This is a genomic window from Antarcticimicrobium luteum (assembly GCF_004358185.1).
In the GTDB taxonomy this organism is placed as follows: domain Bacteria; phylum Pseudomonadota; class Alphaproteobacteria; order Rhodobacterales; family Rhodobacteraceae; genus Antarcticimicrobium; species Antarcticimicrobium luteum.
In genome coordinates this window covers 68485-94649 of the sequence record NZ_SMUV01000072.1, presented here as the reverse complement: position 1 = coordinate 94649, position 26165 = coordinate 68485, and the positions used below count along the sequence as shown (strand labels likewise).

The window sequence follows — 26165 nt, the reverse complement described above, 5'->3', positions numbered from 1 at the left end:
CTGCGCCGCCCCATCCCCCGAGGACGAGCCCCGATGCCGATCAAGAACCGTTTCGCCGAACTGCTGCCCGAAATCGCCGCCTGGCGGCAGGACATCCACGCCCACCCCGAACTGGGCTTCGAAGAGGCGCGCACCGCGGCGCTGGTGGCCGACAGGCTGCGCGCGTTCGGATGCGACGAGGTGGTGACGGGCATCGGCGGCACCGGCGTCGTCGGCGTGATCCGCGGCAGGACCGATGACAGCGGCCATGTGATCGGGCTGCGCGGCGACATGGACGCGCTGCCCATCCTTGAGGCCAGCGGCGCCGCCTATGTCTCGCAAAATCCCGGCGTGATGCATGCCTGCGGCCATGACGGGCACACCGCCATGCTGCTCGGGGCCGCCCGCTACCTGGCCGAGACGCGCAATTTCGACGGCACCGTGGTGCTGCTGTTCCAGCCGGCCGAGGAACTGGGCAGCGGCGCCAAACGGATGATCGACGACGGCGTGATGGACCGTTTCGGCGTGCGCGAGGTCTACGGCATGCACAACATGCCCGGCCTGCCCGTGGGACAGTTCGCCATCCGCCCCGGCGCGCTGCTGGCCGCCACCGACGAGTTCTTTATCGAGGTGACGGGCCGCGGCGGCCACGCGGCCGAACCGCATGAGGCGATCGACCCCACCGTCGCCGCCAGCCAGATCATTCTCGGGCTGCAGACGATTGTCAGCCGCAACGCCGACCCGGTGGCGCAGGGGGTGGTCTCGGTCACTTCGGTGCAGACCTCCTCGACGGCGTTCAACGTGATCCCGCAGTCGGTAAAGATGCGCGGCACCGTGCGCACCCATTCGGCGGCGATGCAGGACATGATCGAGGCGCGCCTGGGCGAGCTGGCGCGCGGCGTCGCCACCGGCTTCGGGACGCAGGCCGAGGTCACCTATCTGCGTCACGTGCCGATCACCATCAACGCCGACGAGCCCACGGCCTTTGCCACCGAAATCGCCGAAGCCGTCTCCGGCGGCTGCGCCGAGGCGCCGCTGATCATGGGCGGCGAGGATTTCGCCTATATGCTCCAGGAGCGTCCCGGCGCCTTCATCTTTGTCGGCAATGGCGACAGCGCGGCGCTGCATCACCCGGAATACAATTTTGACGACGAGGCGATCCCGGCCGGATGCAGCTGGTTCGCCGAACTGGTCGAACGCCGGATGCCCCAGGCGCAGGCCTAGCCTGCGCCGCCAGCGGACAGAGCGTGTTTTCACCAGAAACCATGCCCGGTCCGTCACCCGGTGACGAAAAGGCGCCTCAGGCGCGAGAGATAAAACACCAAGGCGCCCCGGGCGCGAAAATAAAGGAGTGTGACCATGCCGGTCAAAAACCGCTTTGCCGAACTTCAGGACGAGATCACCGCCTGGCGGCGCGATCTGCACGAACACCCCGAGATCCTGTTCGAAACCCACCGCACCAGCGCGGTCGTTGCCGAAAAGCTCAAGGAATTCGGTTGCGACGAGGTTGTGACCGGCATCGGCCGCACCGGCGTCGTCGGCGTGATCAGGGGCAAGGCGGACACATCGGGCAAGGTGATCGGCCTGCGCGCCGACATGGATGCGCTGCCGATCCATGAGGCGACCGGGCTGGGCTATGCCTCCAAGACGCCGGGCGCGATGCACGCCTGCGGCCATGACGGCCATACCGCCATGCTGCTGGGGGCGGCGAAATACCTGTCCGAGACCCGCAACTTCGACGGCACCGTGGTGGTGATCTTCCAGCCTGCCGAAGAGGGCGGCGGCGGCGGCAAGGAGATGTGCGACGACGGCATGATGGACCGCTGGGGCATCCAGGAGGTTTACGGCATGCACAACTGGCCGGGCCGCCCGGTGGGCAGCTTCGCCATCCGCCCCGGCGCCTTTTTCGCCGCCACCGACCAGTTCGACATCGAGTTCGAGGGCAAGGGGGGCCACGCCGCCAAGCCGCAGGAAACCGTCGACACCACGGTGATGGCGGCCCAGGCGGTGACCGCGCTGCAGACCATCGCCAGCCGCAATGCCGACCCGGTCGATCAGGTGGTGGTCTCGGTCACCTCGTTCGAAACCTCGTCGAACGCCTTCAACGTTATCCCGCAGCGGGTGCATCTGAGGGGCACCGTGCGCACCATGAGTCACGCCATGCGCGATCTGGCCGAAACCCGAATCAAGGAAATCTGCACCGGCGTCGCGGCCACCTTCGGCGGCAGCGCCTCGGTCGAGTATCACCGCGGCTACCCGGTGATGGTGAACTCCGAAGAGCAGACCGAGTTTGCCGCCGAGGTGGCGCGCAAGGTCTCGGGCCGCTGCGATGACGCGCCCCTGGTGATGGGCGGCGAGGACTTCGCCTTCATGCTCGAGGAACGCCCCGGCGCCTATATTCTGGTCGGCAACGGCGATACCGCGACGGTGCACCACCCGGAGTACAACTTCAACGACGAGGCGATCCCGGCGGGCTGCTCCTGGTGGGCGGAAATCGTCGAAAGCCGGATGCCGGCGGCCTGACCCTGCGATCGGGGGGGCGTCAGGGGGGCGCTGCCCCCCGCGCGTCGCGCTCCCCCGCCGTATCTTGCAGGAAAAGGCGCTGCGGCGGCTTTGTTCCATCTTCTCTGAGGCGGTGCTCCGGGGTGCCGGGGGCGTCAGCCGCGGCCTTCGGCCCAGAGCGCCTGATAGACTGCCTCGATCCCCTCGGCCTCTGCGCGGGCGCTGAAGCCCGCCGCGGCGATCTCTCGCGCGGCCAGGCTCATTGCCGCGTGGCGATCAGGATCGGTCAGCAGCGCGCGGGCGGCCTGCGCTGCGTCGTCTGCGGCCTCCTGCGCCACGATGACGCCGCTGCGTCCCTGCGCCGAAAACGCCCGGTAATAGCCCGCCTCGCTGGCGACGAAGGGCACGCCGCTCGCCATCCCCTCCAGCGGCACCATCCCGTAGCCCTCATAGCGGGGCAATTGCACAATCAGCGACAGTGCCCGCATCAGCGCCGGCAGATCGGAGGCGGGCACCTCGCCGGGAAACAGGATGCGGTCGGCAAGCCCTGCGGCGGCGATCTCGCGCTGCAACCCGTCCAGAAAACCCTGATGCTCCCGCGCAGCGCGGCCCAGCACCAGCGCCACCGCGCCGGGCAGTTCGGGCAGCAGGCGCAGCATCGCCCGTACGAACAGATCGGTGCCCTTCTCGGGCCGGATGCGGCCGACGGTGGCGATACCCAGGTTGCCGCCATGGCCCAGCGCCGCCCAGGCGGCGGCGCGGTCCCCGGCGGGGGTGAACAGATCGGTGTCCACCCCGTGCGGCACCACCGCGCGCACGTGGGGGACAAAGCCGGCGGCTTCCTCGGTGGTGGCCACCACCGCATCCATGCGGGAGATCAGCCAGCGCGGAAGCGCCGAATGCCGCCGCATCGCGGCAGAGGTAAAGACGATGCGAATCGGCAGCCGCAGCACGTCTCGGGCCCAGATCGCCGCGCGCATTTCCGTGTTGCGCCGTACATGCCAGATCGAAAACGGCCGGCCCGGCGGCGCCCGCCGCGACAGCGCCCGCGCCTGCGCAACGGAGATCGGATCGGGGCAGCCGGGCAGGGGGCGGCCCACCAGCGCCAGGTCGTGGGTGCTGACCTGCTGCCGGATCACATTGGCGGCGGTGGCCGACACCCCTGTGAAATTGCGGTTGAAATTGGTCACGAACAGCTCAGGCATCGTCCCGGTCCCCGTTCGCCCCCAGCGTCAGCGCGTCGCAGAGCCGCTCCACCACCCGCTCCAGCGCCGCGTCCTGGCGCCGCGACAGGCTGCGCGCGCCGCTTTGCGCCGCCGACAGCCGCGCCGGATGATCCAGCCAGTCCGTCACCGCCGCCGCCAGCGTCGCGGCGTCGTGCACCTCGACCAGCCCGCCACTGGCCTGCAACGCGGCATAGGCGGCGCGGGCATTCTGCCGGAAGGGGCCGGTGATCAGCGGCACCCCGAACTGCGCCGGCTCGATCGGGTTGTGCCCCCCCTTGTCCACCAGAGAGGCGCCGAGAAAGGCGAAAGGGGCAAGGCTGTACCAGGTGCCGGTCTCGCCCAGCGTATCGGCCAGATAGACCCGGGTGTCCGGCCCCGGCGTCTCGCCCGCGCTGCGCCGGGCGCAGCTCAGCCGCGCCGCCGCGATCAGGCCGGCCACTTCCGCCCCCCGCTCGGGGTGGCGCGGAGTCAGCAGCAGCAGCAGGTCGGGATAACGGGCCTGTACCCGGCGATAGGCGTCCAGAACGATGACTTCTTCGCCGGCATGGGTGGAACTGGCCAGCCAGAGCGGCCGCGCGCCAACCGTCGCCCGCATCGCCTCCAGCGCCGCGCTGTCCACCGGCGGCGGCGCCGAGGTCGTCTTGAGATTCACGCCCACCTCGATGCGGTCCGCCGGCGCGCCCATGGCGATGAGGTCCTCGGCGGTCTGCCCGGTCTGCGCCATCAGCAGGGTGAACCGGCCAAGGATGAAGCGCGCGGTATCGGGCCATTTCTTCCAGCCGGCGACCGATTTCTCCGACAGCCGCGCGTTAAGCAGCGCCAGCGGCACCCCCCGGTCCGAGGCGGTGACGATCATCAGCGGCCAGATCTCGCTTTCCACGAACAGCGCCGCGTCGGGCCGCCAGTGATCCAGAAACCGCCGCACCGGGCCGGGGGCGTCGAGCGGCGCGAACTGATGCCGGCAGCGTGGCGGCATCCGTTTCTCGATCAGCTCGGCCGAGGTGGCGGTGCCGGAGGTGATCAGGAAATTCGCCGCCGGCAGCCGCGCGCCGAGCCGCGCGATCAGCGTCAGCACCGACAGGCTCTCGCCGACGCTGGCGGCGTGAAACCAGATCAGCGGGCCGTGGGGACGCGGCAGGCTGGCATGACCCAGACGCTCGCGCTGCCGGTGCTTGTCCACCCCATGCGCGCGCAGCTTGCGCGCCACCGCGCGCCAGACCAGCGGCTGGATCAGCGGGGTGATCGCCCGGTACAGCCGAAACAGCGCCGTCGGCGGGGTCATTAGCCGCCCGTATGGCTCATGTGGCGGGACATCTGGCCGTCGGCGCGCTGGCGGGAATAGTCGAAATCATGCCCCTTGGGCTTATGCGAGATCGCGGCGCGGATCGCCTGTTCCAGCGGCGCCTCGCTGTCTGGGTGATCGCGCAGGGGCGCGCGCAGATCGGCCATGTCTTCCTGACCCAGGCACATGTAAAGCTCGCCGGTGCAGGTCAGGCGCACACGGTTGCAGCTTTCGCAGAAATTGTGGCTGAGCGGGGTAATGAATCCGATCTTCTGCCCGGTCTCCTCCAGCCGCACATAGCGCGCGGGTCCGCCGGTGCGTTCGGCCAGGTCGGTGACGGTGTAATGCTCGCCATAGCGCGCGCGCACATTGTCGAGCGACCAGTATTGATCCAGCCGGTCCTCGTTGCCGATATCGCCCATCGGCATGACCTCGATCCAGGTCAGGTCCATGTCCCGCTCGGCGCACCATTCGGTGATGCGGGGCAGTTCCTCCTCGTTGAAGCCCTTGAGCGCGACCGCGTTGATCTTGACCCGCAGCCCCGCCTTTTGCGCCGCGTCGATGCCGCGCAGCACCTGCGGCAGGCGGCCCCAGCGGGTGACGGCGGCGAACTTGTCCTCGTCCAGCGTGTCGAGCGAGATGTTCACGCGGCGCACGCCGGCGTCAAAAAGATCCTGCGCGAACCGCTCCAGCTGCGAGCCGTTGGTAGTCAGCGTCAGCTCTTTCAGTGCGCCGCTGTCCAGATGACGGGTCATCGCGCGAAAGAATGTCATGATGTCGCGCCGCACCAGCGGCTCGCCGCCGGTGATCCGCAGCTTTTCCACCCCCAGCCGGATAAAGGTGGAACACATGCGGTCCAGCTCCTCCAGCGTCAGCAACTCTTTCTTGGGCAGAAAGGTCATGTTTTCCGACATGCAATAGACACAGCGGAAATCGCACCGGTCGGTGACGGAGACGCGCAGATAAGTGATTGCGCGGGCAAAGGGATCGATCAGCGGGGCACTCATGAGACATAGGTAAAGCGGGACCGGCGGCGCGGCAAGGGGGATTGGCTCTGGCAGGCCCGCAAGTGGACCGATATGGTCGCGGCCATGAGACATGCGGTGATCCTTTCCCTCGCCCTGATGACGGGCTGCACCCAGGCGAACAGCATCGCCGAGACCATGAGCGAGACCGTGCGCGGTGGCCTCGACAGCTTCAGCACCGTCGCCACTCTCGGGGTTCTGAACACGGACAGGGCGCGGGGGGCGGCCGCTGCAAAAGCACCGGCGCCGCTGCCCCCGGCGGCCGATGCGCTGCCGGAGGAGCCGCCGGTGCCGGCGGTGAAACCCGCCGCTGACGGCCGGCTGGGCGCCACCGTCGCCGGGCTTGGCGATCCGGCGCGCACCGGGCTCTGGCTGGAAACGCCGCTGGTCACCGCCGCCGGCAAGGGCCGCGTGGTCTGGCCCACCACCGGGCGCTGGGTCGCGGTGGCGCTGCTCCCGGCCGGCGGCGAGGTGACGGCGGGCAGCCGGCTGTCGCTGGAGGCCATGCGCGCACTGGGCGTGCCGCTGACCGATCTGATCGAGGTCGAGGTCTACGCAGGCGGCTGATCGCCGGGCCGGTCCTTGGGCAGGAATTTTCCGGCCTCTTTGCGGGCAAAGGGTTTCATCGCCGCCCCATGTTCGGCCAGAAAGGCGCGCACGCGGTCCGGGTCATGCTTGCTCAGATCGCGCAGCCACCACGCGATGGCCTTCTGGATGAACCAATTCCGGTCGGGCACGTAACTCGCGGCCCAGCCGAGGATGCGGTCGCGCGCCTCCAGTTCGGCGGGCTTGGGGTGGTTCTGCTTGGTCCAGGGCAGGGTGGCCACCAGTGCCGCGCGGCGGGTCCACATGTGATCGGACCGGGTCCAGCCCTCCACCTCGTCCAGACGGCCGGGTTCGGCCACCAGCCGTTTCTGCGCCGCCATGCAGGCGTGATCGGCGATCGCCCAGCTGTCGAAATCCGGCAGCCAGCGTTTGATCAGTGCCCAGACCGCGTCATCGGGCCGGATCCGCGCCTGGGTCAGGAGTTTCGCCGCCGCCAGACGGGCCTCGAAAATATCGCTCTGCCAAAGCGCGTCGGCCAGCGCCACACGCTCCTCGACCGTCAGGCTCTGCCGCCAGGTCCTGGTCAGATCGTTGGTGGCCGGGTTCGGGATGCCCAGAACCTCGCGGTTCTGCTTGTGATAGGCGGCCATCTGCCCGGCGCGGCCCGGCTCGATATGCGCCTTCAACTCGGCCAGGGCCTCGTCCGGCGTCATGTCGGGGATCCTGCGGGCGGACCCGGCTGTACGATCCGGCCCCAAAAGTCCCCGGTTCGCGCCGCCCGCGAGGGGCCATGCAGGCCCGGCTGCCCGGTGCCATATCGCCTGATCATCCCATGCCTCCTATTCGACCGTCACCGATTTGGCGAGGTTGCGGGGCTGGTCCACATCGGTCCCCTTGGCGACGGCGGTGTGATAGGCCAACAGCTGGGCCGGCACCGCATAGAGGATCGGCGCGACCGCGTCCTGCACATCGGGCATCGCGATGGAGAGCCAGACGCCGTCGCCCGCCGCAGCCAGACCGGCGGGGTTGGAGATCAGCATCACCTTGCCTTCGCGCGCCATCACCTCCTGCATGTTCGAAACCGTCTTGTCGAACAGCGCGTCCTTTGGCGCCATCACCACCACCGGCATCATGGAATCGATCAGCGCGATGGGGCCGTGCTTGAGTTCTCCAGATGCATAAGCTTCGGCGTGGATGTAGCTGATTTCCTTGAGTTTAAGCGCGCCCTCAAGGGCGAGGGGGAACATCAGGCCACGGCCCAGGAACAGCACGTCGCGGGCGCTGCTGAGCTGTTGAGCCGCGTCGCGGATCTCGTCATCGGCCTCCAGCGCCGTGTTCATCAGATGCGGCAGACCGCGCAGCGCCGAGATGTGATCGGACAGTGCCTCGGGGGTCATCTCGCCCCGGTCGGCGGCCGCCTTCAGCGCCAGGATCAGCAACACGGCGAGCTGGCAGGTGAACGCCTTGGTCGAGGCGACGCCGATCTCGACGCCGGCATGGATCGGCAACGCCAGATCGCTTTCCCGTGCGATCGAGCTTTCGGGGACATTGACCACCGAGACGATGCGATCGGCCTTGCCCCTGCAATAACGCAGCGCCGCCAGCGTATCGGCGGTTTCCCCCGACTGGCTGACGAACAGCGCCACGGTGCCCGCCGGCAGCGGCGGTTCGCGATAGCGGAACTCGCTGGCGATATCGACCTCGACCGGGATGCGGGCGAGTTTCTCGAACCAGTATTTCGCCGTCAGGCAGGCGTAATAGGCGGTGCCGCAGGCCACCAGTGTCAGCCGCTGGACCCCGGAGAAATCGAGCCCTGCGCCAGGCAGGCGCACGGCGTCCTCGTCGGCGGGCAGGTAGTGGCGGATCGCCTCGGCCAGAACGGCGGGCTGTTCGGCGATCTCCTTGGCCATGAAGTGCCGGTGTCCGGCCTTGTCCACCCGGGCGGTATCGACGCGGACGGTCTTGACTGGGCGGTTGGCCAGCGCGCCGTTGGCATCGCGGATCTCCAGCGAGGTGCGGGTGACGACGGCGCGGTCGCCCTCTTCGAGATAGGTGATGCGGTCGGTCAGCGGCGCCAGTGCGATGGCGTCGGAGCCCACGTACATCTCGCCGTCGCCATGTCCGATCGCCAGCGGAGAGCCCTTGCGCGCGGCGATGATCAGATCGTCCTCGCCATCAAAGAGAAAGGCCAGCGCAAAGGCCCCTTCGAGCCGGTCGATGGTCTTCATCGCCGCGTCGACCGGGGTTTCCCCCAGCTTCAGGAACCGCTCGGCCATCAGCGCCACGGTTTCGGTATCGGTGTCGGTCTGAAAGCCGATGCCATCCTCGGCCAGTTCGGCGCGCAGGTCGCGAAAATTCTCTATGATGCCGTTGTGAACCACCGCCACAGCCCCGGCCCGGTGCGGGTGGGCGTTGTTCACCGTCGGCGCGCCGTGGGTGGCCCAGCGGGTATGGCCGATGCCGGATTTACCCGCCAGCGGCTGATGCACCAGCAGATCGCTCAGATTGACCAGCTTGCCCACAGCCCGGCGGCGATCCAGCACACCGGCATTGACGGTGGCGATCCCGGCACTGTCATAGCCGCGATACTCCAGCCGCTTCAGCGCCTCGACCAGGATCGGCGCGGCCTCGTGCCGGCCCAGTACCCCGACAATTCCGCACATTATTCCGCCTCTCTGGCGCGTCGTTCCTTTCGCGCCCTTAACATTTCGAACAATTTGCGGGCGCGGCCCGGCTTGTTCTCCTGGCTTGCGCGGGCCACGGCGAGCGCGTCGGCCTCGACGTTGCGGGTGATGACCGAACCGCTGGCCGTCATCGCCCCGTCGCCCACCGAAACCGGGGCGACCAGCATGGTGTTCGATCCGATGAAGGCGCGGGCGCCGATCTCGGTGCGGTGCTTCATCACCCCGTCATAGTTGCAGGTGATAGTGCCGGCGCCGATGTTGCTGCCGGCGCCGACCGTGGCATCGCCAATATAGCTCAGGTGATTGATCTTGGCGCCTTCGGCGATCTCGGCATTCTTGATCTCGACGAAATTTCCGACGCGGGCATCTTCGGCCAGTTCCGCGCCGGGGCGCAGCCGGGCATAGGGGCCGACCACCGCGCCGCGGCTGACATGGCAGCCCTCCAGATGCGAAAAGGCGCGGATCGTGGCGCCGGATTCCACCGTTACCCCGGGGCCGAAGACCACGTTCGGCTCGATCAGCGCGTCGCGGCCGATCACGGTGTCCAGGGCCAGATGAACAGTGTCCGGCGCGGTCATGGTGACCCCGATTTCCAGCAGATCGGCGCGGGCGCGGGCCTGGAACACGGCCTCTGCAGCGGCCAGATCGGCCCGGGAGTTGATGCCCAGCGTCTCCTCCTCGCTGCAGGCGATGGCGGTGACCGCAAGGCCGTTGGCGCGGGCCAGTTCGACCACATCGGTGAGATAATATTCCTGCGAGGCGTTGTTGTTTTCGACCTGCGCGATCAGGCCGAACAGAGTGGCGGCATCGCCGGCCAGAATCCCACTGTTGCAAAAGGTTATCGCGCGCTCTTGCTCTGTGGCGTCCTTGAATTCGACGATCCGCTCCAGCCGGTCGCCCGCCATCACCAACCGGCCGTAGCGGGCCGGATCTGCGGCCTCAAAACCAAGGATGACCAGATCGTGGGTCTGACGCGCCGCGACCATCCGCTCCAGCGTTTCGGGCCGGATGAAGGGGGTATCGCCATAGAGCACGACCACATCGCCGTCGAACCCAGCCAGCGCCTCGCGGGCCTGGTCGACCGCATGGGCGGTGCCAAGCTGTTCCTGCTGGATCACCACCTGCGCGGTCTCGTCGATCTCGGCCACGGCGGCGGCGACCTGATCGGCGCCATGTCCGGCCACGATGACCGTGCGCTCCGGGTCGACGGCGGCGCCGCTCTGCATCGCATGGGCCAGCATCGGCGCCTGGCCGATCGGGTGAAGAACCTTGGGCAGGTCGGATTTCATCCTGGTGCCTTTTCCGGCGGCCAGGATGACAAGGGCTGTGCGCATGCGTTTTCTCTTTGTCTTTTGCTCGGCTCCGTTTTATCCGCTGCGGATGCCGGCGCAACCGTTAGCGCGATCAAACTAGGTTGCGGGCTGCAACACGGATGGGCGGATACATGCCGAGAGGGGGCGAGCAATGCGCAGTGTGATTTTCGATCTCGACGGAACGCTGGCCGATACGTCCGGCGATCTGCTCGCGGCAGCGAATACCTGTTTCCGGCAGATGGGGGTGGGCGACGTGCTCGACCCCGGCGTCGATCAGGGCGTTGCGCTGCGCGGCGGCAAGCGGATGCTGCGCGTCGGGCTGGAGCGGCTGGGCCGCTTTGATCCGGAGGTGGTCGAGGCCTATTATCCGGTGCTGCTGGAGGCCTATGCCGAGGATATCGACCGCCGCACGGTGCTCTATCCCGGCGCGATGGAGGCGGTGGCGGCGCTGAGCGCCTCCGGTTACGGCGTCGGTGTCTGCACCAACAAGCCCGAGGGGTTGGCCGATCTGTTGCTCAGCCGCCTCGGGGTGCGCGATGCCTTTGCCTCGCTTGTCGGCGCCGATACGCTGCCGGTACGCAAGCCCGACCCCGAACCCCTGCGCGAGGCCGCGCGGCGGGCGGGCGGCGATCCGGCGAAGACGCTGCTGGTGGGCGATTCCGACACCGACCGCAACACCGCCAAGGCCGCCGGCGTTCCCTCCGTGCTGGTCACCTTCGGCCCCTCCGGTGCGGATATGGCGGCGCTGGCACCCGAGGCGCTGCTGGAACGCTATGAGGATCTGCCGGCGCTGGTGGTTCAGCTGATCGGCGCGAACAGCTGATCGGTCAGCGGGGCGAGGCCGGTTTTCGGCAACGTTGAAAGCGCATCTTCGATCGCATCGGCCCGGGACCTGCCCAGCACCGGGTCGGCCAGGTCGTGATATTTCGCGCGCAGCTCCTCTGAGCTGGGCGGGTCGGTGTGATCCCAGCGCGGGGTGACCCAGCCGCTATGCACGTCGCGCCCGCCGCGCAGCACCAGCGTGACCCGGGCGAAGCGGCGCAGCGGAAATTCCGCATTGGCGAAGTCGGATTCGCGCAGCACCATCGAACGCGAAAGACGCATCACCTCGGGATCGGTCAGGGCATCGTCGGCGAGATGCTCGGCCCGGATCCCGCCATGCACCATCGCCAGCGCTGCGGGATAGGAGGTGGAATATTGCGCCTCGTCGGAGAGCTTCGGCTCTTTCACCGCCAGGCGGACGGCTTCGTGAAAGGTTTCGATCTCGATCCGCTCGACCTGGTCGGGGCCGAGGTCATGGGCGCGGCGCAGGGCGAGCACGGCTTCGACCGGCGCATGGGCCCAGCGGCAGACCGGGTAGGGTTTGAAATACTGCTCCAGGATCGCCCAGCGGTCGCCCAGATCGGCCCAGTGTTCGGGCGCGTCTTCCACCGTCACCGCAGGGGCGCCGGTGAACCCCTTCTGCGACAGCAGCGCGGCGGAAACGCCGGCCATCGACCCCCAGCCAGAGCCGTCCTTGACCATGGTCGGGTGGTCGATGCAGCGCATCATCTGGCTGCGCGGGCCGTGGTATTCGGCGATGCCGAGGGCGTGGCGCGTGGTTTCGCGGTCAAGCTTCAGCAGGCGGGCGGCGGCCGCCGCCGCCGTCACCGCGCCCCAGCTTCCCGAGGTGTGGAAATCCGCGGCCGTGCCGTGCAGCGCCTCGGCGGCGCGGGCGCCGAATTCATAGCCCATGACCAGGGTGGCGAGGAACGCCGCCCCGGGGGCGCCGGTCCGGTGTGCCAGCGTCAGCGCGGCGGGGAACAGCGCGCAGCCGATATGCCCCTTGGAAGGGTTGTAGCCGTCATGGCCGTCAAGCGAGTCGATCATCATGCCGCCTGCCAGCGCAACGCCGGGCGGGCTGGCGCGGCGATGATCGAACAGCATCGGCGCGCTGCCGCCGAACATTTCGGCGGCATGGTCGCGGATGATGTGGCTGAGGCGGGTGCCGTGGCCGCCGGCGGCGATGCCGATCAGGTCGAGCAGGACCAATTCGGCCCGCGCCTGAACGGGTGGCGGCAGATCTGACCAGTGCAGGCCGTGGATAAGCTCGAGCGGTGTCATGCGGCCAGCCTGAGCGCGGGGGCAGGGGGCGGCTGTTCCGTTTGCGACATGAAATTGCATGTTCGGTCCAATGAAAGGCGGACCAGAAGGATCGTGCCCGGCCCGGGGCCGGAGGCCGTCGTGCAAACCTGCCGTGGCCCGTTTGAGGCCGGAGGGGGCGACAGCCCCGCGTCCGGGCGGGATGGAATGAATGGCGTTTCCACGGGCACCGGCGCGGATATGATTTTTGCTCGTCCCTCCCATCGCATTTCACCTTTGTGAATTCTGACCGCCCGCTCTTGACCGTCCCCGATCCGCGCCGCACAAACGCCGCATGACCGAGATCTTCACAGGCAGTTTCACCCAGCAGGAGCCGATCCCCGAGGCCGGGATCGAGGCGGCGCTGGCGGTTCTGCGCCATGGGCGCCTGCACCGCTACAACCTGGCCCCGGGCGAGCTGGGCGAGGCCGCGCTGCTGGAGCAGGAGTTCGCCGCGCAGGTCGGGGCGAAATATTGCCTGGCGGTGACCTCGGGCGGTTATGCGCTGTCCACCGCGCTGCGGGCGGCGGGGGTGAAACCGGGCGATCCGGTGCTGTCGAACGCCTTCACGCTGGCCCCGGTGCCCGGCGCCATCGCCTCGATCGGGGCGCGGCCGGTCTTCGTGGGCGTGACCGAGGCGCTCACCCTCGACCTCGACGATCTGGCGGCCAAAGCAGGGCAGGCCAGGGTGCTGCTGCTCAGCCATATGCGCGGGCATATCTGCGACATGGACCGGCTGATGCAGATCTGCGATGCCGCCGGCATCACAGTGATAGAGGATTGCGCGCATACCATGGGCGCGGCCTGGAACGGGGTGCCGTCCGGGCGGCATGGCGCGGTGGGCTGCTATTCCTGCCAGACTTACAAACATGTGAACTCCGGCGAAGGCGGGCTGCTGGTGACCGACGACGAAGAGATCGCGGCGCGCGCGATTATCCTGTCGGGATCCTACATGCTTTATGAACGCCATCTGGCCGCGCCGGGTCCGGAGGTGTTCGAGCGGGTCAAATATGACACCCCCAACATATCGGGGCGGATGGACAATCTGCGCGCCGCGATCCTGCGCCCACAACTGCGCGACCTCGACGCCCAGGTGCGGCGCTGGAACGACCGCTACAGGGTCCTTGAGGCCGGGCTGCGCGGCACACCCGGTTTGACCGTGATCGAGCGGCCAGAGACGGAAACCTATGTCGGATCGTCATTTCAGGTTCTGCTGCTCGACTGGCCGGAGCAGAAGATCGAAGCGGTTCTGCAACGCTGTGCCGCGCGCGGGGTCGAGCTGAAATGGTTCGGTGCGGCCGAGCCGCAGGGGTTCACCTCGCGCTATGACAGCTGGCGCTATGCCCCCTGCGAGCCGATGCCGCGAACCGATCGCATCCTGGCGGCGATTCTGGACATGCGGGTGCCGCTGACCTTCAGTCCTGCCGATTGCGCCCTGATTGCACGAATCCTGCGCGCCGAGGTTGGCGTGGTGTTTCAAGATGGTATAGCGGCCATCTGAACATATGGGGTTGATTCGGAGCCTGCACGTATGCCAGATTCAGGATGCGTGCTGGTTCGGCGCATGTGATCAGTGGCGATTTTTCCGCAGAAAATTAGGGCTTTTGGGGTTGGCGGGCGTCCTTCGGGCGTTGCCTGTCATGCAGAGAGTCCATGCGGAGACGCGTGTTTTCAAGTTCAATTAAATGTTGACTTATAGTTTCAATAGCAACCTATAGTAGTAGCGGGCAAGAAAAAGAATATCCTCCCTCCAAGATTTGGGGCGGCAGCAAGGAGCACGTTATGACTGGCAGGATGGTCGACCCGGACTTGGCTACTCTCTTCCCGACGATCATTCGGCGGTCGGCGGGCGTCGGGGCCGGGGAAAGCTTTCTTGCCTATGCGCTGGATCAACATGCGCTGGTCAGCGTTGCGGATGCCGATGAGAAAATCATCTATGTAAACGATCTCTTCGCCGAGATCAGCGGCTATGCGAAGGACGAGTTGATCGGCCAGACCCACCGCATCCTGCGGTCGGAAGAGCATCCGCAGGCGTTCTATGACGCGCTTTGGGCGACGATCTCCAGTGGCAAGACCTGGAGCGGAGAGATCAAGCACATCCGCAAGAACGGCGAACCCTATTGGGTCAAGGCGACGGTGGTGCCTTTTTTCTCGCCCAGCGGCCGGCCGGAAAAATTCCTGTCCATCCATACGGATATCACCGACGTCAAGCAGGCCGAGGCGCAGTTGCAGAGGCAGATGTCCTTCGATCTCATCAAGGATGAGATTTACCTGTTCTGGCCCGACACGCTGAAGGTGTTCTACGTGAACCGAAGCGGGCGGATCCGGTTGCGGTCACTGGGCAGCACGATGACCAATCTGACCTCGTTCAAGATGCTCCACGGTGTTTCGGAACAGGCACTTTGCGATCGGCTGGCGCCACTCATCTCGGGGGGGCGCAAATGGACCACCTTCGAGGCCGAGCAAATGCGCCGTGACGGCCGCACCACCCCGGTAGAGGTGACGATACAATTGATCCGCCCGGCCGACGAAAACCCGCGGTTCCTGGCCCATGTGCGCAATATCAGCCAGCGCAAGCAGGCCGAGGTCGCCAAACAGCAGTTTGTCGCCAATGTCAGCCACGAGCTGCGCACGCCGCTGACCGCGATCAAGGGCGCATTTGGCCTGATCAAGACCGGGGTGCAGCGCAAGACACCCGAGCAGGCCGGGCAACTGGCGGAAATGGGACTGAAGAATACCGCGCGCCTTGAGGGATTGATCGAGAACCTGCTGGACATGGAGCGGATCGCCACCGGTCGGATGACATCCAACCTGGCGACGGTCGACCTTTGCCGGGTAATCGAGGCTGCCGTTTCGGATATCGCGTCCTACAAGCCCGCGAAGGGGGTGCAGGTCAGGGTGCAGGTCGCCGACGACCTGCTTCATGTCAAAGCCGATGTCGTGGGCTTGTCCAAGGTGTTCGGCATCCTGCTGTCGAATGCGGTAAAGTTCTCCCACGATGGCGGCGAGGTCACGGTTCATGCCCACCGGGACGGTGCCCGGGTCTCGGTCCGGGTTATCGACACCGGCGTCGGCATCCCGAAACATTTCCTGCCGCAGATGTTCACGCCTTTCACCCAGGCGGATTCGTCCGATACTCGCCGCTCGGATGGCGCGGGCGTCGGTCTGGCCATCGCGCGTTCCATCGTCGAGGAACACGGCGGCTCGATCGAGCTGCGCAGCGTCGAGGGCGAAGGTACCGAGGTGTCGTTTTATCTGATCGCGCATATCGGAACCGTGTCGGAGCATCCTGGCGACAGCTGACGTCGGGCCCGAGTGACAAGCCGCGCTTGACGCGACTCACTTCTTGCACTTATTAAATGAACAAACGTTCATTAAACGCGCCGGAGGGGCCATGTTCAACGCGACAATGCAATTCGATCTGGGCGAGGATGTGAACGCGCTTCGTGATGCGGTGCATCGCTGGGCGCAGGAGCGGGTCAAGCCGATGGCGGCCGAGATCGACCGCAGCAACAACTTTCCGGCCGAGCTTTGGCGGGAAATGGGCGATCTGGGTCTGCTTGGGATCACCGTGTCCGAGGAATACGGCGGTGCCGGCATGTCCTATCTGGCCCATACCATCGCGGTCGAGGAGGTGGCGCGCGCCTCCGCCTCGGTCTCGCTGTCCTATGGGGCGCATTCCAACCTCTGCGTAAATCAGATCAAGCTGAACGGCAGCGAGGAACAGAAGAAGAAATACCTGCCCGGGCTGATCTCGGGCGAGCATGTGGGCGCGCTGGCGATGAGCGAACCTGGCGCCGGCTCCGACGTGGTGTCGATGAAACTGCGCGCGGAAAAGCGCAACGGCTACTATGTGCTGAACGGCAACAAGTACTGGATCACCAACGGGCCGGACGCCGATACGCTGGTGGTCTATGCCAAGACTGACCCGGAGGCCGGCTCGAAAGGCATCACCGCCTTTATCGTCGAAAAGACCATGAAGGGGTTTTCCACCTCGCCGCATTTCGACAAGCTGGGGATGCGCGGCTCCAACACCGCCGAGCTGATCTTTGACGATTGCGAAGTGCCGTTCGAAAACGTGCTGGGCGAAGAGGGCAAGGGCGTGCGCGTTCTGATGTCCGGGCTCGATTATGAGCGCGTGGTTCTGGCCGGTATCGGCACCGGCATCATCGCCGCCTGCCTGGACGAGATCATGCCCTATCTGGCCGAGCGCAAGCAGTTCGGCCAGCCGATCGGGAACTTCCAGCTGATGCAGGGCAAGATCGCCGACATGTATACCGCGATGAACTCGGCCCGCGCCTATGTCTATGAGGTCGCCAAGGCCTGCGACAAGGGCACCGTCACCCGCCAGGATGCCGCCGCCTGCTGTCTTTACGCCTCGGAGGAGGCGATGAAGCAGGCGCATCAGGCGGTGCAGGCGATGGGCGGGGCGGGCTTTTTGTCCGATGCCGCTGTCAGCCGCATCTTCCGCGACGCCAAGCTGATGGAGATCGGTGCCGGCACCAGCGAGATCCGCCGCATGCTGATCGGGCGCGAACTGATGGGCGCTATGGCCTGATCGGCGGCCCTGAAACGCAAACGGTCCGCGCGACCGAGGGAGACGCGCGGACCGATCGACAACGCCGGGCAGGCCGCCCGGCGCCGGTGGGAGGATCAGAAGCGGTGGACGTAGGAAATGCCCCAGACCAGCGGGTCGATCTCGGCCTCGCCGATATAGGCGCCGTTCAATGTCACATCCGAGTTGATGTTGACCCAGCGGACATCCATCCGAAGCGAACCGCGGTCGCTGATCGCATAGTCGAGACCGGCATGCGCCGCCAGCCCAAGGGAATCCTCGACCCGGACAACGCCCAGCGGCGAGGTCTCGTCGAAGAAGGTGGTGTAGTTCAAACCGAGGCCGACAAAGGGGGCAAAGGCCGTCTGCGTGGGGAAGTGATAGTTCACCGACAGCGTCGGCGGCAGTTGCTTGACCGTCGCGGCGTAGGCCCCGCCGATGTTGACGTCATGTTTGAACGGCGCGGCCGCCAGCAGCTCGATCCCCCAATTGTCGCGGAAGAAATATTCACCCGTAAACGTCGGGCGAGCGCTCTCGCCGATGGTCGCAGCCCCGCCGGCCAGTGTGCCGTTGTCGGATTTAGGAACGACATAGCCGAACCCGACACCAACCGTCCAATCCCCCTTGGACTGCGCCGCCAGCGGCCCGGCGAGAGCCGCAGCCAGGGCGGTGGAAAAAAGCAGTACAGCGGTTTGGCGTGTCATCGTTCTGTCCTTTCTTATGTTTGTGGCCGGACCATTGCGCCGGTCGCGGCGGCGAACGCTGATCTGGATCAACTCGGGCGCGGGTCCGGAGCTGGCGAAATCTATTCGGAAGATAGAAAAATGTATAATTTTCAATTGGGTGCACTGTGACTTCCGCCAGGATCATACCCGGATTGACCTCAGCGGGCGGCTGGGACATGCCGCCACGGCTGAACATGGCGGCGCAGGCGCTGGGCGGGTCCGGCGAGGCGCTGGCGGTGATCGATCTGACCGGAGCGGACCGCCGCGACGTGACCCGGGGCGCATTGGCGGACATGGCCGACGGCCTCTCCCGCCGGCTGCTGGCCGAGGGGGTGGCGCGCGGTGACAGGGTGGGCGTGCTGCTCAGCCAATCGCCCTGGTGCGCCGCGGCGCATCTGGCGATCTGGAAAATCGGCGCGATTTCCGTGCCCTTGTTCAAACTCTTCAAGCAGGACGCGCTGCGCAGCCGGGTCGGGGATGCCGGCGCGCGCCTGGTGCTGACCGACCCGGAGGGGGCCGCATTGCTCGGCGATCTGGCCCGGCCGCTGATGGCCGACGAAGCGGGCCTCGAAGGCGATCCGGTCGCTTTCGCCGACACCGGGCCGGAGGATCCCGCCGTCCTGATCTATACCTCGGGCACCACCGGCAGCCCCAAGGGTGCGCTGCAAGGGCACCGGGTGCTCACCGGCCATCTGCCGGGCGTCGCGCTCAGCCACGATCATCTGGGCCAGCCCGGCGATTGCCTCTGGACGCCCGCCGACTGGGCGTGGATCGGTGGTCTCTTTGATGTTCTGATGCCGGGGCTGGTGCTGGGCGTGCCGGTGGTGGCCGCGCGGATGGAGAAATTCAGCCCGGAAGGCGCCGCAAAGATCATCGCGCAGGCTGCTGTCAGGAATGTGTTTTTCCCGCCAACCGCACTGCGCATGCTGAAGGCGGCGGATCACTGTATCCCCGGCCTGCGCTCGATCGCCTCGGGGGGCGAGCCTCTGGGCGCCGAGATGCTGGCCTGGGGCCGTCACGCCTTTGGCCTCGAGATCAACGAATTCTACGGCCAGACCGAATGCAACATGATCGTCTCCAGTTGCGGTGCCGATTTCCCCGCGCGCCCCGGCTGCATCGGCAAGCCGGTGCCGGGGCACGAGATCGCCGTGCTGGACGCAGACGCCCACGAGACGATGGAGGAGGGCGACGTCGCCGTGCGCCGCGGTTCCGCCTCCATGCTGCTGGAATACTGGAACAACCCGCAGGCCACGGCCGAAAAGTTTCGCGGCAACTGGCTGATCACCGGTGATCGCGGCATCTGGGAAGGGGGCTATCTGCGGTTTGTCGGGCGCGAGGACGATGTGATCACCTCTGCCGGCTACCGCATCGGCCCGGCCGAGATCGAGGATTGCCTGATGACCCATCCGGCGGTTGCGACCGTCGGCGTGGTCGGCAAGCCCGATCCGCTGCGCACCGAGATCGTCAAGGCCTATGTGGTGCTGAAACCCGGTGTCGAGGCGACCGAGCAGGAGCTGCAGTCCTACGTCAAGGATCGTCTGGCAAGCTATTCGTACCCAAGGGAAATCACCTTTCTCGATGCCCTGCCGATGACGGTCACCGGCAAGGTGATCCGCAAGGAATTGAAACGCCGCGCTACGGCGGAACAGGAGGCCGAACAATGAAACTGACGTCCAAGATCATTCCCTCGTCCGAGGAGTTTCAGGCCAACCGCGCCGCCCATCTGGAGGCGCTGGAAACCATCCGCGCCGCCGCCGATCTGGCCGCCGAGGGCGGCGGCGAAAAATCCCGCGCGCGCCATGTCTCGCGCGGCAAGATGCTGCCGCGCGAGCGGGTGGCCAACCTGCTTGATCCCGGCTCGCCCTTTCTCGAAATCGGTGCCACCGCCGCCCATGACATGTATGACAACGCTGCCCCCTGCGCCGGCGTGATCGCCGGCATCGGCCGGGTCCACGGGCAAGAGGTCATGGTCGTCTGCAACGACGCCACGGTAAAGGGCGGCACTTACTACCCGATGACGGTCAAGAAGCACCTGCGCGCGCAGGAGATCGCCGCCGAATGCGCCCTGCCATGCGTCTATCTGGTGGACAGCGGCGGCGCCAACCTGCCGCAGCAGGACGAGGTGTTTCCCGACCGTGACCACTTCGGCCGCATCTTCTATAATCAGGCCAATATGTCGGCCCGTGGCATCCCGCAGATCGCCGTGGTGATGGGCTCCTGCACCGCCGGCGGCGCCTATGTGCCGGCGATGTCGGACGTCACCATCATCGTCAAGGATCAGGGCACCATCTTTCTGGCCGGTCCGCCACTGGTCAAGGCGGCCACCGGCGAGGTGGTCAGCGCCGAGGATCTGGGCGGCGGCGACGTGCATACGCGCCTTTCCGGCGTCGCCGACTACCTGGCCGAGGACGACGCCCACGCGCTGGCGCTGGCCCGCCGGGCCGTCAGCCACCTCAACCGCGCCAGACCACAGACCGTGCAATGGCAATCGCCGGAAGATCCCGCCTATGACCCCGACGAGATCCTCGGTGCCGTGCCGGCCGGGCTGCGCACCCCCTATGACATCCGCGAGGTGATCGCGCGCGTGGTCGACGGATCGCGCTTTGACGAGTTCAAGCCACGCTTTGGCGAGACCATCGTCACCGGCTTTGCCCATGTCATGGGCTGCCCGGTGGGGATCGTGGCCAACAACGGCGTGCTGTTCTCCGAGGCTGCGCAGAAGGTGGCCCATTTCGTCGAGCTTTGCAGCCAGCGTCATATCCCGCTGGTTTTCCTGCAGAACATCACCGGCTTCATGGTCGGGCGTAAATACGAGAACGAGGGCATCGCGCGCCATGGCGCCAAGATGGTCACGGCTGTCGCCACCACCAATGTGCCCAAGATCACCATGCTGGTCGGCGGCTCCTTCGGGGCGGGCAACTACGGTATGGCGGGCCGCGCCTATCAGCCACGGTTCCTGTGGACCTGGCCCAATTCCCGCATCTCGGTGATGGGCGGCGAACAGGCCGCCGGCGTGCTCGCCACGGTGAAACGCGACGGCATCGAACGCTCGGGCGGCACCTGGTCGGACGAGGAGGAGGCCGAGTTCAAACGCCCGACGCTGGAGATGTTCGAACGCCAGTCGCACCCGCTCTACGCCGCCGCCCGGCTCTGGGACGACGGCGTGGTCGACCCGCGCAAGACGCGGCAGGTGCTGGCCCTAAGCCTCAGCGCCGCGCTCAACGCGCCGATCGAAGACACCCGCTTCGGCGTGTTCCGGATGTAATGTGGGCAGGACGCGGACCAAAGGGGGACACGCCATGATCGAAACCCGACTGACAGACCGTTTCGGCATTGACCACCCGGTGCTTTGCGCGCCGATGGCGCTGGCCACCGGCGGGCGGCTGGCGGCGGCGGTGAGCCGTGCCGGGGGCCTGGGCCTGATCGGCGGCGCCTATTGCGACGCCGATTGGATCGCGCGGGAGTTTGGCGCGGCGGGCAACACCGCCGTCGGCTGTGGCTTCATCACCTGGAGGCTGGCGGAAACGCCGGATCTTCTGGATGATGTGCTGGCGCGCAAACCCGCCGCGATCTTCCTCTCCTTCGGCGATCCCACGTCCTTCGCGCCCCGCATCCGCGCCGCAGGCATCCCGCTGATCTGCCAGGTGCAGACGCTGGCAGATGCCCGGCTGGCCGCCGGGGCAGGGGCGGATGTGATCGTCGCCCAGGGCGCCGAGGCGGGCGGGCATGGCGAGAAACGCGCGACGCTGACGCTGGTGCCGGAGGTGGCCGACTGGCTCGCCGCCAACGCGCCCGAAACCCTGCTGGTCGCGGCCGGCGGCATCGCCGATGGCCGCGGGCTGGCCGCCGCCCTGATGCTGGGTGCCGACGGTGTGCTGGTCGGCTCGCGGTTCTGGGCCAGCGCGGAATCGCTCGCCGCGCCCGGCATGACCGAGGCCGCCATCGCCGCCAGCGGCGACGACACCATCCGCAGCACGGTGATGGACGTGGCGCGTGGTCTGACCTGGCCCGGCCGGTTCACCGCGCGGGTGCTGAAAAACCCGGTCACCGAGCGTTGGCACGACGACCCCGAGGGGCTGGCCGCCCATGCCGATGCGATTGCCGCCGATTGGAAAAAAGGCTGGGACGCCGGCGATCCGGCCCGCGCCAATACCTTTGTGGGCGAGGCCGCCGGGCTGATCCACGACCGCCCGCCGGCGGCAGACATCCTGACCGCCATGGTCACGAAGGCCGAGGCGCTGCTCGCCGGCGGCTGGAAAAGGCGGGTGCAATGACGCGCGCCGTTTTCCTTCTTCCTCTTACCTCAAATATTCCGGGGGTCGCCCTTGGCGCGCCATTGGTCCAAGCGACAATGACGAGGGGCAGCGCCCCGGCTCCGCGGCAGATGAAAGGACCTGACGCATGTTCTCCAAGATCCTGATCGCCAATCGCGGCGAAATCGCCTGCCGCGTGATCGAGAGCGCCCGCGCCCTCGGGGTGCGGACGGTGGCGGTCTATTCCGACGCCGACGCGGGGGCCAAACATGTACAATTGGCCGATGAAAGCGTACATATCGGCGCCTCGGCTCCGGCCGAAAGCTATCTGCGCGGCGATGTGATCATCCAGGCCGCGCTGGTCACCGGCGCCCGGGCGATCCACCCCGGCTATGGTTTTTTGTCCGAAAACCCCGATTTCGTCGAGGCGGTGGAGACCGCCGGGCTCACCTTCATCGGCCCCTCGGCGCAGGCGATCCGCGCCATGGGGCTGAAAGACGCCGCCAAGAAGCTGATGGAAGAGGCCGGGGTTCCGGTCGTGCCAGGCTATCACGGGCAGAACCAGGACCCCGAGCATCTGTCGGGCGCCGCCGACACCATCGGCTATCCGGTGCTGATCAAGGCGGTGGCTGGCGGCGGTGGCAAGGGTATGCGCAAGGTGACGCGCCCCGAGGATTTCGCCGCGGCGCTTGAGAGCGCAAAGGGCGAGGCCCGCACCGCCTTTGGCAACGAGGCCGTGCTGATCGAGAAATACGTCGAAAAGCCGCGCCATATCGAGGTGCAGGTCTTTGGCGACGGCACCGAGGCGGTGCACCTCTTTGAACGCGACTGCTCGCTCCAGCGCCGCCACCAGAAAGTGATCGAAGAGGCCCCGGCGCCCGGCATGACGCAGGAAATGCGCGCGGCGATGGGCGAGGCCGCGGTGCGGGCTGCCCGCGCCATCGGTTACAAGGGCGCGGGCACCATCGAGTTTATCGTCGACGGCTCCGACGGGCTGCGCTCCGACCGGTTCTGGTTCATGGAGATGAACACGCGGCTTCAGGTCGAACATCCGGTGACCGAGGCGATCACCGGCATCGACCTTGTCGAATGGCAGCTCCGCGTCGCGGCCGGCGAGCCGCTGCCGCTGGCGCAGGATCAGATCACGCTCAGCGGCCATGCCTTCGAATCCCGGCTTTATGCCGAGGATGTGCCCAAGGGGTTCCTGCCCGCGACCGGCACGCTGACCCATCTGGAGTTTCCCGCAGGCGTTCGTATCGACAGCGGCGTGCGGGCGGGGGACACCATCAGCCCGTTCTACGATCCGATGATCGCAAAGGTGATCACCGATGGTCCGACCCGGGCGATCGCCCTGGCCCGCATGACCCGTGCGCTGGAACAGAGCGAGGTTGCGGGATCGGTCACCAACCTGGCCTTCCTCGGCGCGCTGACACGGCATGCGGGGTTCGCGGCGGGTGACGTCGATACCGGACTGATCGAGCGCGATCTGGACGCGCTGACTCGATCCGTTCCGCCCGCGCCGCGGCTGGTGGCGCAGGCGGCGCTCGCCGCCGCCGGGCTGGCGGGACCGATGACCGGCTTTACCCTCTGGGCGCCGCTGGCACGAAGCGTGACGCTGAAACACGCGGACGAGGAGATCTCGGCCGTGATCCGGTCGAGCGGGCCGGACAACGCCCGGATCGTGGTGGATGGCCGGGAGGTCGACGCGCGGCGCGACGACGCCGGCTGGCGCCTGGATGGTGCGCGCGCGGTTCCGATGGCGCGGACCGGGTCGGAGATCACCCTCTTCGACGGGCCGGGATCGGTGTTCACCGTGATCGATCCGCTCGACCGCGCGGCAGAGGGAGCGGCGGCCGGCAACCTGATCGAGGCGCCAATGCCGGGGCTGGTCAAGGCGGTTTTCGTCGCCGCCGGAGATTCGGTGGAGGCGGGTCAGAAGCTTGCCGTTCTGGAGGCGATGAAGATGGAGCATACGCTGACCGCCGCGCGCGACGGCGTGGTCGCCGAGGTTCTGGCCGCGGCGGGATCGCAGGTCGAGGCCGGGGCGGCGCTGGTCCGTCTGGAGGACGAAGAGGACTGAGGGGCGCGCCTCTGGCGGGCCGCCGGCCGTTGAGTATTTGGATAAAGAAGAAGCGGGAAAGGGGCGCGTGATGGGCGAACGGGTAGAGATCTTCGAGGTCGGACCCCGCGACGGGTTGCAGAACGAGAAACGGCCGATTCCCGTATCGGAGAAGGTGGCTCTGGTGGACTGCCTGAGCCGGGCGGGGTTTTCCCGCATCGAATGCGCCAGTTTCGTCAGCCCCAAATGGGTGCCGCAGATGGCCGGCAGCGCCGAAGTGCTGGCCGGCATCACCCGGGCGCCCGGCGTGCGCTATGCCGCGCTGACGCCGAACATGCGCGGGTTTCAGGACGCTGTGGCTGCCAAGGCCGACGAGGTGGCGGTGTTTGCGGCTGCCTCCGAGGGGTTCTCGAAGGCCAATATCAACGCCACCATCGAGGAAAGCATCGCCCGCTTTGCGCCGATCATGGCCGCGGCGCGCGAGATCGGCATGCCGGTGCGCGGCTATATCTCCTGCGTGACCGATTGCCCCTATGACGGGCCGACGCCGCCGGAGAAGGTGGCCGGGGTCGCCGAAACCCTGTTCGGGATGGGCTGCTACGAGATTTCGTTGGGCGACACCATCGGGCAGGGGACGCCGGAAAGCATTTCCGCGATGCTGCGCGCGGTGATCGAACGGGTGCCGGCGGAGAGGCTGGCGGGGCATTATCACGACACCGCGGGGCGGGCGCTGGCCAATATCGACGCCTCGCTCGCGCTGGGGCTGCGGGTGTTCGACGCCGCCGTCGGGGGGCTGGGGGGCTGTCCCTATGCGCCCGGCGCTGCGGGCAATGTGGCGACCGAGCGGGTGGCCGCGCATCTGGCCGCCAGTGGTTATCAGACCGGCCTCGATCTTTCGGTGATCGAAGCGGCGGCAGAAATGGCGCGGGCGATGCGCCTGGGCGAGGGGGTTTGAGATATGTTTGAGACAATTACCATCGAGACCGATGCGCGCGGCGTCGCGGTGCTGACGCTGAACCGGGTCGAGAAGCACAACGCCATGTCGGCGACCATGATCGCCGAGCTGACCCAGGCGGCGCAGAAACTGGGCGCCGACGATGCGGTGCGCGCGGTGATCCTGACCGGGGCGGGCCGGACATTCTGCGCCGGGGGCGATCTGGGCTGGATGCAGGACCAGATGGCCGCCGATGCCGAGACGCGGTTCATCGAGGCGCGCAAGCTGGCGCTGGCGCTGCAGGCGCTGAATACGCTGCCGAAACCGCTGATCGGGGCGCTGCAGGGCAATGCCTTCGGCGGTGGCGTCGGGCTGGCCTCGGTCTGCGATGTGACGCTGGGGGCGGATCATCTGAAGATGGGCCTGACCGAGACCCGGCTGGGGCTGATTCCGGCGACCATCGGACCCTATGTCATCGCCCGCATGGGAGAGGCGCGGGCGCGGCGGGTGTTCATGTCGGCGCGCCTGTTCGATGCCGCCGAGGCGGTGGAGCTGGGTCTGCTGGCCCGCGCAGTGCCGGCCGGGGATCTGATGGCGGCGGCCGAGGCCGAGGTCGCCCCCTATCTCGCCTGCGCCCCGGGCGCGGTGGCGGCGGCGAAACGTCTCACGCGTGAGCTCGGGCCGCGCATCGACGAGGCGGTGATCGACCACACCATCCGCGCGCTGGTGGACCGCTGGGAGGGCGATGAGGCCAGCGAAGGCATCGCCGCCTTTTTCGACAAGCGCAAGCCCGGCTGGGCGCAGGACGCCTGACCGGCCCTCTGGCGGCCGCGGGCTGGGGCAGTGCGGCCTGTGCCGCCTGGCCGTATCCCGCCGGTCACAGAAAAGACTCACCTCGGTCTGTGACCCGCCCCTGCCGCGGCCGGCTGAATGCAATTGCATACCATGCGCAGCGGCAGGC

Annotated in this window: 21 protein-coding genes; 13 read left to right on the top strand and 8 right to left on the bottom strand. The window is 67.2% G+C overall.

Annotated elements, in window-relative coordinates; all coding sequences use genetic code 11:
- Positions 1-33 precede the first annotated feature (33 nt).
- Together E1832_RS17570 and E1832_RS17565 are read left to right on the top strand one after the other, a co-directional pair.
- Positions 34-1203: a M20 aminoacylase family protein gene (locus E1832_RS17570; protein ID WP_133361077.1), complete on the top strand. Its 1170-nt coding sequence runs from the start codon at positions 34-36 to the stop codon at positions 1201-1203.
- A gap of 135 nt (positions 1204-1338) precedes the next feature.
- The gene (locus E1832_RS17565) at positions 1339-2502 is read left to right on the top strand and encodes a M20 aminoacylase family protein (RefSeq protein ID WP_133361076.1); all 1164 of its coding nucleotides are present in this window, start codon (positions 1339-1341) and stop codon (positions 2500-2502) included.
- A gap of 134 nt (positions 2503-2636) precedes the next feature.
- Here E1832_RS17565 and E1832_RS17560 read toward each other — a convergent pair whose 3' ends face one another.
- Genes E1832_RS17560 through moaA form a run of 3 tightly spaced genes read right to left on the bottom strand, consistent with a single transcriptional unit; the run spans position 2637 to position 5996 of the window.
- A complete protein-coding gene (locus tag E1832_RS17560) occupies positions 2637-3686 on the bottom strand; it encodes a glycosyltransferase family 4 protein (protein WP_133361075.1) in 1050 nt (349 codons plus the stop codon).
- Entirely contained in the window at positions 3679-4989 is a 1311-nt protein-coding gene (locus E1832_RS17555) for a 3-deoxy-D-manno-octulosonic acid transferase (protein ID WP_133361074.1), read from the bottom strand. The genes E1832_RS17560 and E1832_RS17555 overlap by 8 nt, the downstream gene beginning before the upstream one ends.
- Entirely contained in the window at positions 4989-5996 is a 1008-nt protein-coding gene (gene moaA, locus E1832_RS17550) for a GTP 3',8-cyclase MoaA (RefSeq protein ID WP_133361073.1), read from the bottom strand. The genes E1832_RS17555 and moaA overlap by 1 nt, the downstream gene beginning before the upstream one ends.
- Before the next feature lie 84 nt (positions 5997-6080).
- Between moaA and E1832_RS17545 the strand changes: the two genes are divergently transcribed.
- On the top strand, positions 6081-6581 hold the full coding sequence (locus tag E1832_RS17545; protein WP_245514031.1) for a hypothetical protein: 501 nt from the start codon (positions 6081-6083) through the stop codon (positions 6579-6581).
- Here the strand turns inward: E1832_RS17545 and E1832_RS17540 are convergent.
- The 3 genes from E1832_RS17540 to glmU all read right to left on the bottom strand — a co-directional run bounded on the left by E1832_RS17540 (position 6566) and on the right by glmU (position 10578).
- The gene (locus E1832_RS17540; RefSeq protein WP_133361072.1) at positions 6566-7273 is read right to left on the bottom strand and encodes a DNA alkylation repair protein; all 708 of its coding nucleotides are present in this window, start codon (positions 7271-7273) and stop codon (positions 6566-6568) included. The two genes, E1832_RS17545 and E1832_RS17540, sit on opposite strands and share 16 nt — an antisense overlap.
- Positions 7274-7399: 126 nt before the next feature.
- Entirely contained in the window at positions 7400-9223 is a 1824-nt protein-coding gene (glmS, locus tag E1832_RS17535; RefSeq protein WP_133361071.1) for a glutamine--fructose-6-phosphate transaminase (isomerizing), read from the bottom strand.
- Positions 9223-10578 carry a bifunctional UDP-N-acetylglucosamine diphosphorylase/glucosamine-1-phosphate N-acetyltransferase GlmU gene (gene glmU, locus E1832_RS17530; RefSeq protein WP_133361070.1) on the bottom strand — a complete coding sequence of 452 codons (1356 nt, stop codon included), beginning with the start codon at positions 10576-10578 and terminating at the stop codon, positions 9223-9225. The genes glmS and glmU overlap by 1 nt, the downstream gene beginning before the upstream one ends.
- Positions 10579-10708: 130 nt before the next feature.
- On the opposite strand from glmU, the gene E1832_RS17525 reads away from it, so the two are divergent.
- Entirely contained in the window at positions 10709-11380 is a 672-nt protein-coding gene (locus tag E1832_RS17525; RefSeq protein WP_133361069.1) for an HAD-IA family hydrolase, read from the top strand.
- Here the strand turns inward: E1832_RS17525 and E1832_RS17520 are convergent.
- Positions 11356-12660 carry an MmgE/PrpD family protein gene (locus tag E1832_RS17520; protein WP_133361068.1) on the bottom strand — a complete coding sequence of 435 codons (1305 nt, stop codon included), beginning with the start codon at positions 12658-12660 and terminating at the stop codon, positions 11356-11358. The genes E1832_RS17525 and E1832_RS17520 overlap by 25 nt on opposite strands.
- Positions 12661-12973: 313 nt before the next feature.
- Between E1832_RS17520 and E1832_RS17515 the strand changes: the two genes are divergently transcribed.
- The 3 genes from E1832_RS17515 (at position 12974) to E1832_RS17505 (ending at position 17236) form a co-directional block, all read left to right on the top strand.
- Positions 12974-14179 carry a DegT/DnrJ/EryC1/StrS family aminotransferase gene (locus tag E1832_RS17515; RefSeq protein ID WP_133361067.1) on the top strand — a complete coding sequence of 402 codons (1206 nt, stop codon included), beginning with the start codon at positions 12974-12976 and terminating at the stop codon, positions 14177-14179.
- A gap of 281 nt (positions 14180-14460) precedes the next feature.
- Complete coding sequence (locus tag E1832_RS17510) at positions 14461-15981, top strand: PAS domain-containing sensor histidine kinase (RefSeq protein WP_133361066.1); 1521 nt, start codon at positions 14461-14463, stop codon at positions 15979-15981.
- A gap of 91 nt (positions 15982-16072) precedes the next feature.
- Positions 16073-17236 (top strand): isovaleryl-CoA dehydrogenase, encoded by a 1164-nt coding sequence (locus E1832_RS17505; RefSeq protein ID WP_133361065.1) that lies wholly within the window; start codon positions 16073-16075, stop codon positions 17234-17236.
- Between the two features lie 95 nt (positions 17237-17331).
- Here the strand turns inward: E1832_RS17505 and E1832_RS17500 are convergent, their stop codons facing one another.
- A complete protein-coding gene (locus E1832_RS17500; RefSeq protein ID WP_133361064.1) occupies positions 17332-17937 on the bottom strand; it encodes an OmpW/AlkL family protein in 606 nt (201 codons plus the stop codon).
- A gap of 197 nt (positions 17938-18134) precedes the next feature.
- Here E1832_RS17500 and E1832_RS17495 point away from each other — a divergent pair, with 197 nt between their 5' ends.
- The 6 genes from E1832_RS17495 (at position 18135) to E1832_RS17470 (ending at position 26017) form a co-directional block, all read left to right on the top strand.
- Positions 18135-19622: an AMP-binding protein gene (locus E1832_RS17495; RefSeq protein WP_133361242.1), complete on the top strand. Its 1488-nt coding sequence runs from the start codon at positions 18135-18137 to the stop codon at positions 19620-19622.
- Positions 19619-21223: a carboxyl transferase domain-containing protein gene (locus E1832_RS17490; protein ID WP_133361063.1), complete on the top strand. Its 1605-nt coding sequence runs from the start codon at positions 19619-19621 to the stop codon at positions 21221-21223. The genes E1832_RS17495 and E1832_RS17490 overlap by 4 nt, the downstream gene beginning before the upstream one ends.
- A gap of 34 nt (positions 21224-21257) precedes the next feature.
- Positions 21258-22232: an NAD(P)H-dependent flavin oxidoreductase gene (locus tag E1832_RS17485; protein ID WP_133361062.1), complete on the top strand. Its 975-nt coding sequence runs from the start codon at positions 21258-21260 to the stop codon at positions 22230-22232.
- A gap of 127 nt (positions 22233-22359) precedes the next feature.
- On the top strand, positions 22360-24291 hold the full coding sequence (locus E1832_RS17480; protein ID WP_133361061.1) for an acetyl-CoA carboxylase biotin carboxylase subunit: 1932 nt from the start codon (positions 22360-22362) through the stop codon (positions 24289-24291).
- Between the two features lie 70 nt (positions 24292-24361).
- Positions 24362-25225: a hydroxymethylglutaryl-CoA lyase gene (locus tag E1832_RS17475; protein WP_133361060.1), complete on the top strand. Its 864-nt coding sequence runs from the start codon at positions 24362-24364 to the stop codon at positions 25223-25225.
- A gap of 3 nt (positions 25226-25228) precedes the next feature.
- Positions 25229-26017, top strand: a complete 789-nt coding sequence (locus E1832_RS17470) for a crotonase/enoyl-CoA hydratase family protein (protein WP_133361059.1) — start codon at positions 25229-25231, stop codon at positions 26015-26017.
- Positions 26018-26165: the final 148 nt, after the last annotated feature.

What these genes read in the sequence shown, in the direction of transcription:
- E1832_RS17560 (WP_133361075.1), bottom strand. Translation starts at nt 3,686, where the DNA reads ATGCCTGAGCTGTTCGTGACCAATTTCAACCGCAATTTCACAGGGGTG.
- moaA (WP_133361073.1), bottom strand. Translation starts at nt 5,996, where the DNA reads ATGAGTGCCCCGCTGATCGATCCCTTTGCCCGCGCAATCACTTATCTG.
- E1832_RS17510 (WP_133361066.1), top strand. Translation starts at nt 14,461, where the DNA reads ATGACTGGCAGGATGGTCGACCCGGACTTGGCTACTCTCTTCCCGACG.
- E1832_RS17495 (WP_133361242.1), top strand. Translation starts at nt 18,135, where the DNA reads ATGCCGCCACGGCTGAACATGGCGGCGCAGGCGCTGGGCGGGTCCGGC.
- E1832_RS17470 (WP_133361059.1), top strand. Translation starts at nt 25,229, where the DNA reads ATGTTTGAGACAATTACCATCGAGACCGATGCGCGCGGCGTCGCGGTG.
- E1832_RS17490 (WP_133361063.1), top strand. Translation starts at nt 19,619, where the DNA reads ATGAAACTGACGTCCAAGATCATTCCCTCGTCCGAGGAGTTTCAGGCC.
- E1832_RS17565 (WP_133361076.1), top strand. Translation starts at nt 1,339, where the DNA reads ATGCCGGTCAAAAACCGCTTTGCCGAACTTCAGGACGAGATCACCGCC.
- glmU (WP_133361070.1), bottom strand. Translation starts at nt 10,578, where the DNA reads ATGCGCACAGCCCTTGTCATCCTGGCCGCCGGAAAAGGCACCAGGATG.
- E1832_RS17475 (WP_133361060.1), top strand. Translation starts at nt 24,362, where the DNA reads ATGGGCGAACGGGTAGAGATCTTCGAGGTCGGACCCCGCGACGGGTTG.
- E1832_RS17525 (WP_133361069.1), top strand. Translation starts at nt 10,709, where the DNA reads ATGCGCAGTGTGATTTTCGATCTCGACGGAACGCTGGCCGATACGTCC.
- E1832_RS17570 (WP_133361077.1), top strand. Translation starts at nt 34, where the DNA reads ATGCCGATCAAGAACCGTTTCGCCGAACTGCTGCCCGAAATCGCCGCC.
- E1832_RS17480 (WP_133361061.1), top strand. Translation starts at nt 22,360, where the DNA reads ATGTTCTCCAAGATCCTGATCGCCAATCGCGGCGAAATCGCCTGCCGC.
- glmS (WP_133361071.1), bottom strand. Translation starts at nt 9,223, where the DNA reads ATGTGCGGAATTGTCGGGGTACTGGGCCGGCACGAGGCCGCGCCGATC.
- E1832_RS17545 (WP_245514031.1), top strand. Translation starts at nt 6,081, where the DNA reads ATGAGACATGCGGTGATCCTTTCCCTCGCCCTGATGACGGGCTGCACC.
- E1832_RS17540 (WP_133361072.1), bottom strand. Translation starts at nt 7,273, where the DNA reads ATGACGCCGGACGAGGCCCTGGCCGAGTTGAAGGCGCATATCGAGCCG.
- E1832_RS17515 (WP_133361067.1), top strand. Translation starts at nt 12,974, where the DNA reads ATGACCGAGATCTTCACAGGCAGTTTCACCCAGCAGGAGCCGATCCCC.
- E1832_RS17500 (WP_133361064.1), bottom strand. Translation starts at nt 17,937, where the DNA reads ATGACACGCCAAACCGCTGTACTGCTTTTTTCCACCGCCCTGGCTGCG.
- E1832_RS17555 (WP_133361074.1), bottom strand. Translation starts at nt 4,989, where the DNA reads ATGACCCCGCCGACGGCGCTGTTTCGGCTGTACCGGGCGATCACCCCG.
- E1832_RS17505 (WP_133361065.1), top strand. Translation starts at nt 16,073, where the DNA reads ATGTTCAACGCGACAATGCAATTCGATCTGGGCGAGGATGTGAACGCG.
- E1832_RS17485 (WP_133361062.1), top strand. Translation starts at nt 21,258, where the DNA reads ATGATCGAAACCCGACTGACAGACCGTTTCGGCATTGACCACCCGGTG.
- E1832_RS17520 (WP_133361068.1), bottom strand. Translation starts at nt 12,660, where the DNA reads ATGACACCGCTCGAGCTTATCCACGGCCTGCACTGGTCAGATCTGCCG.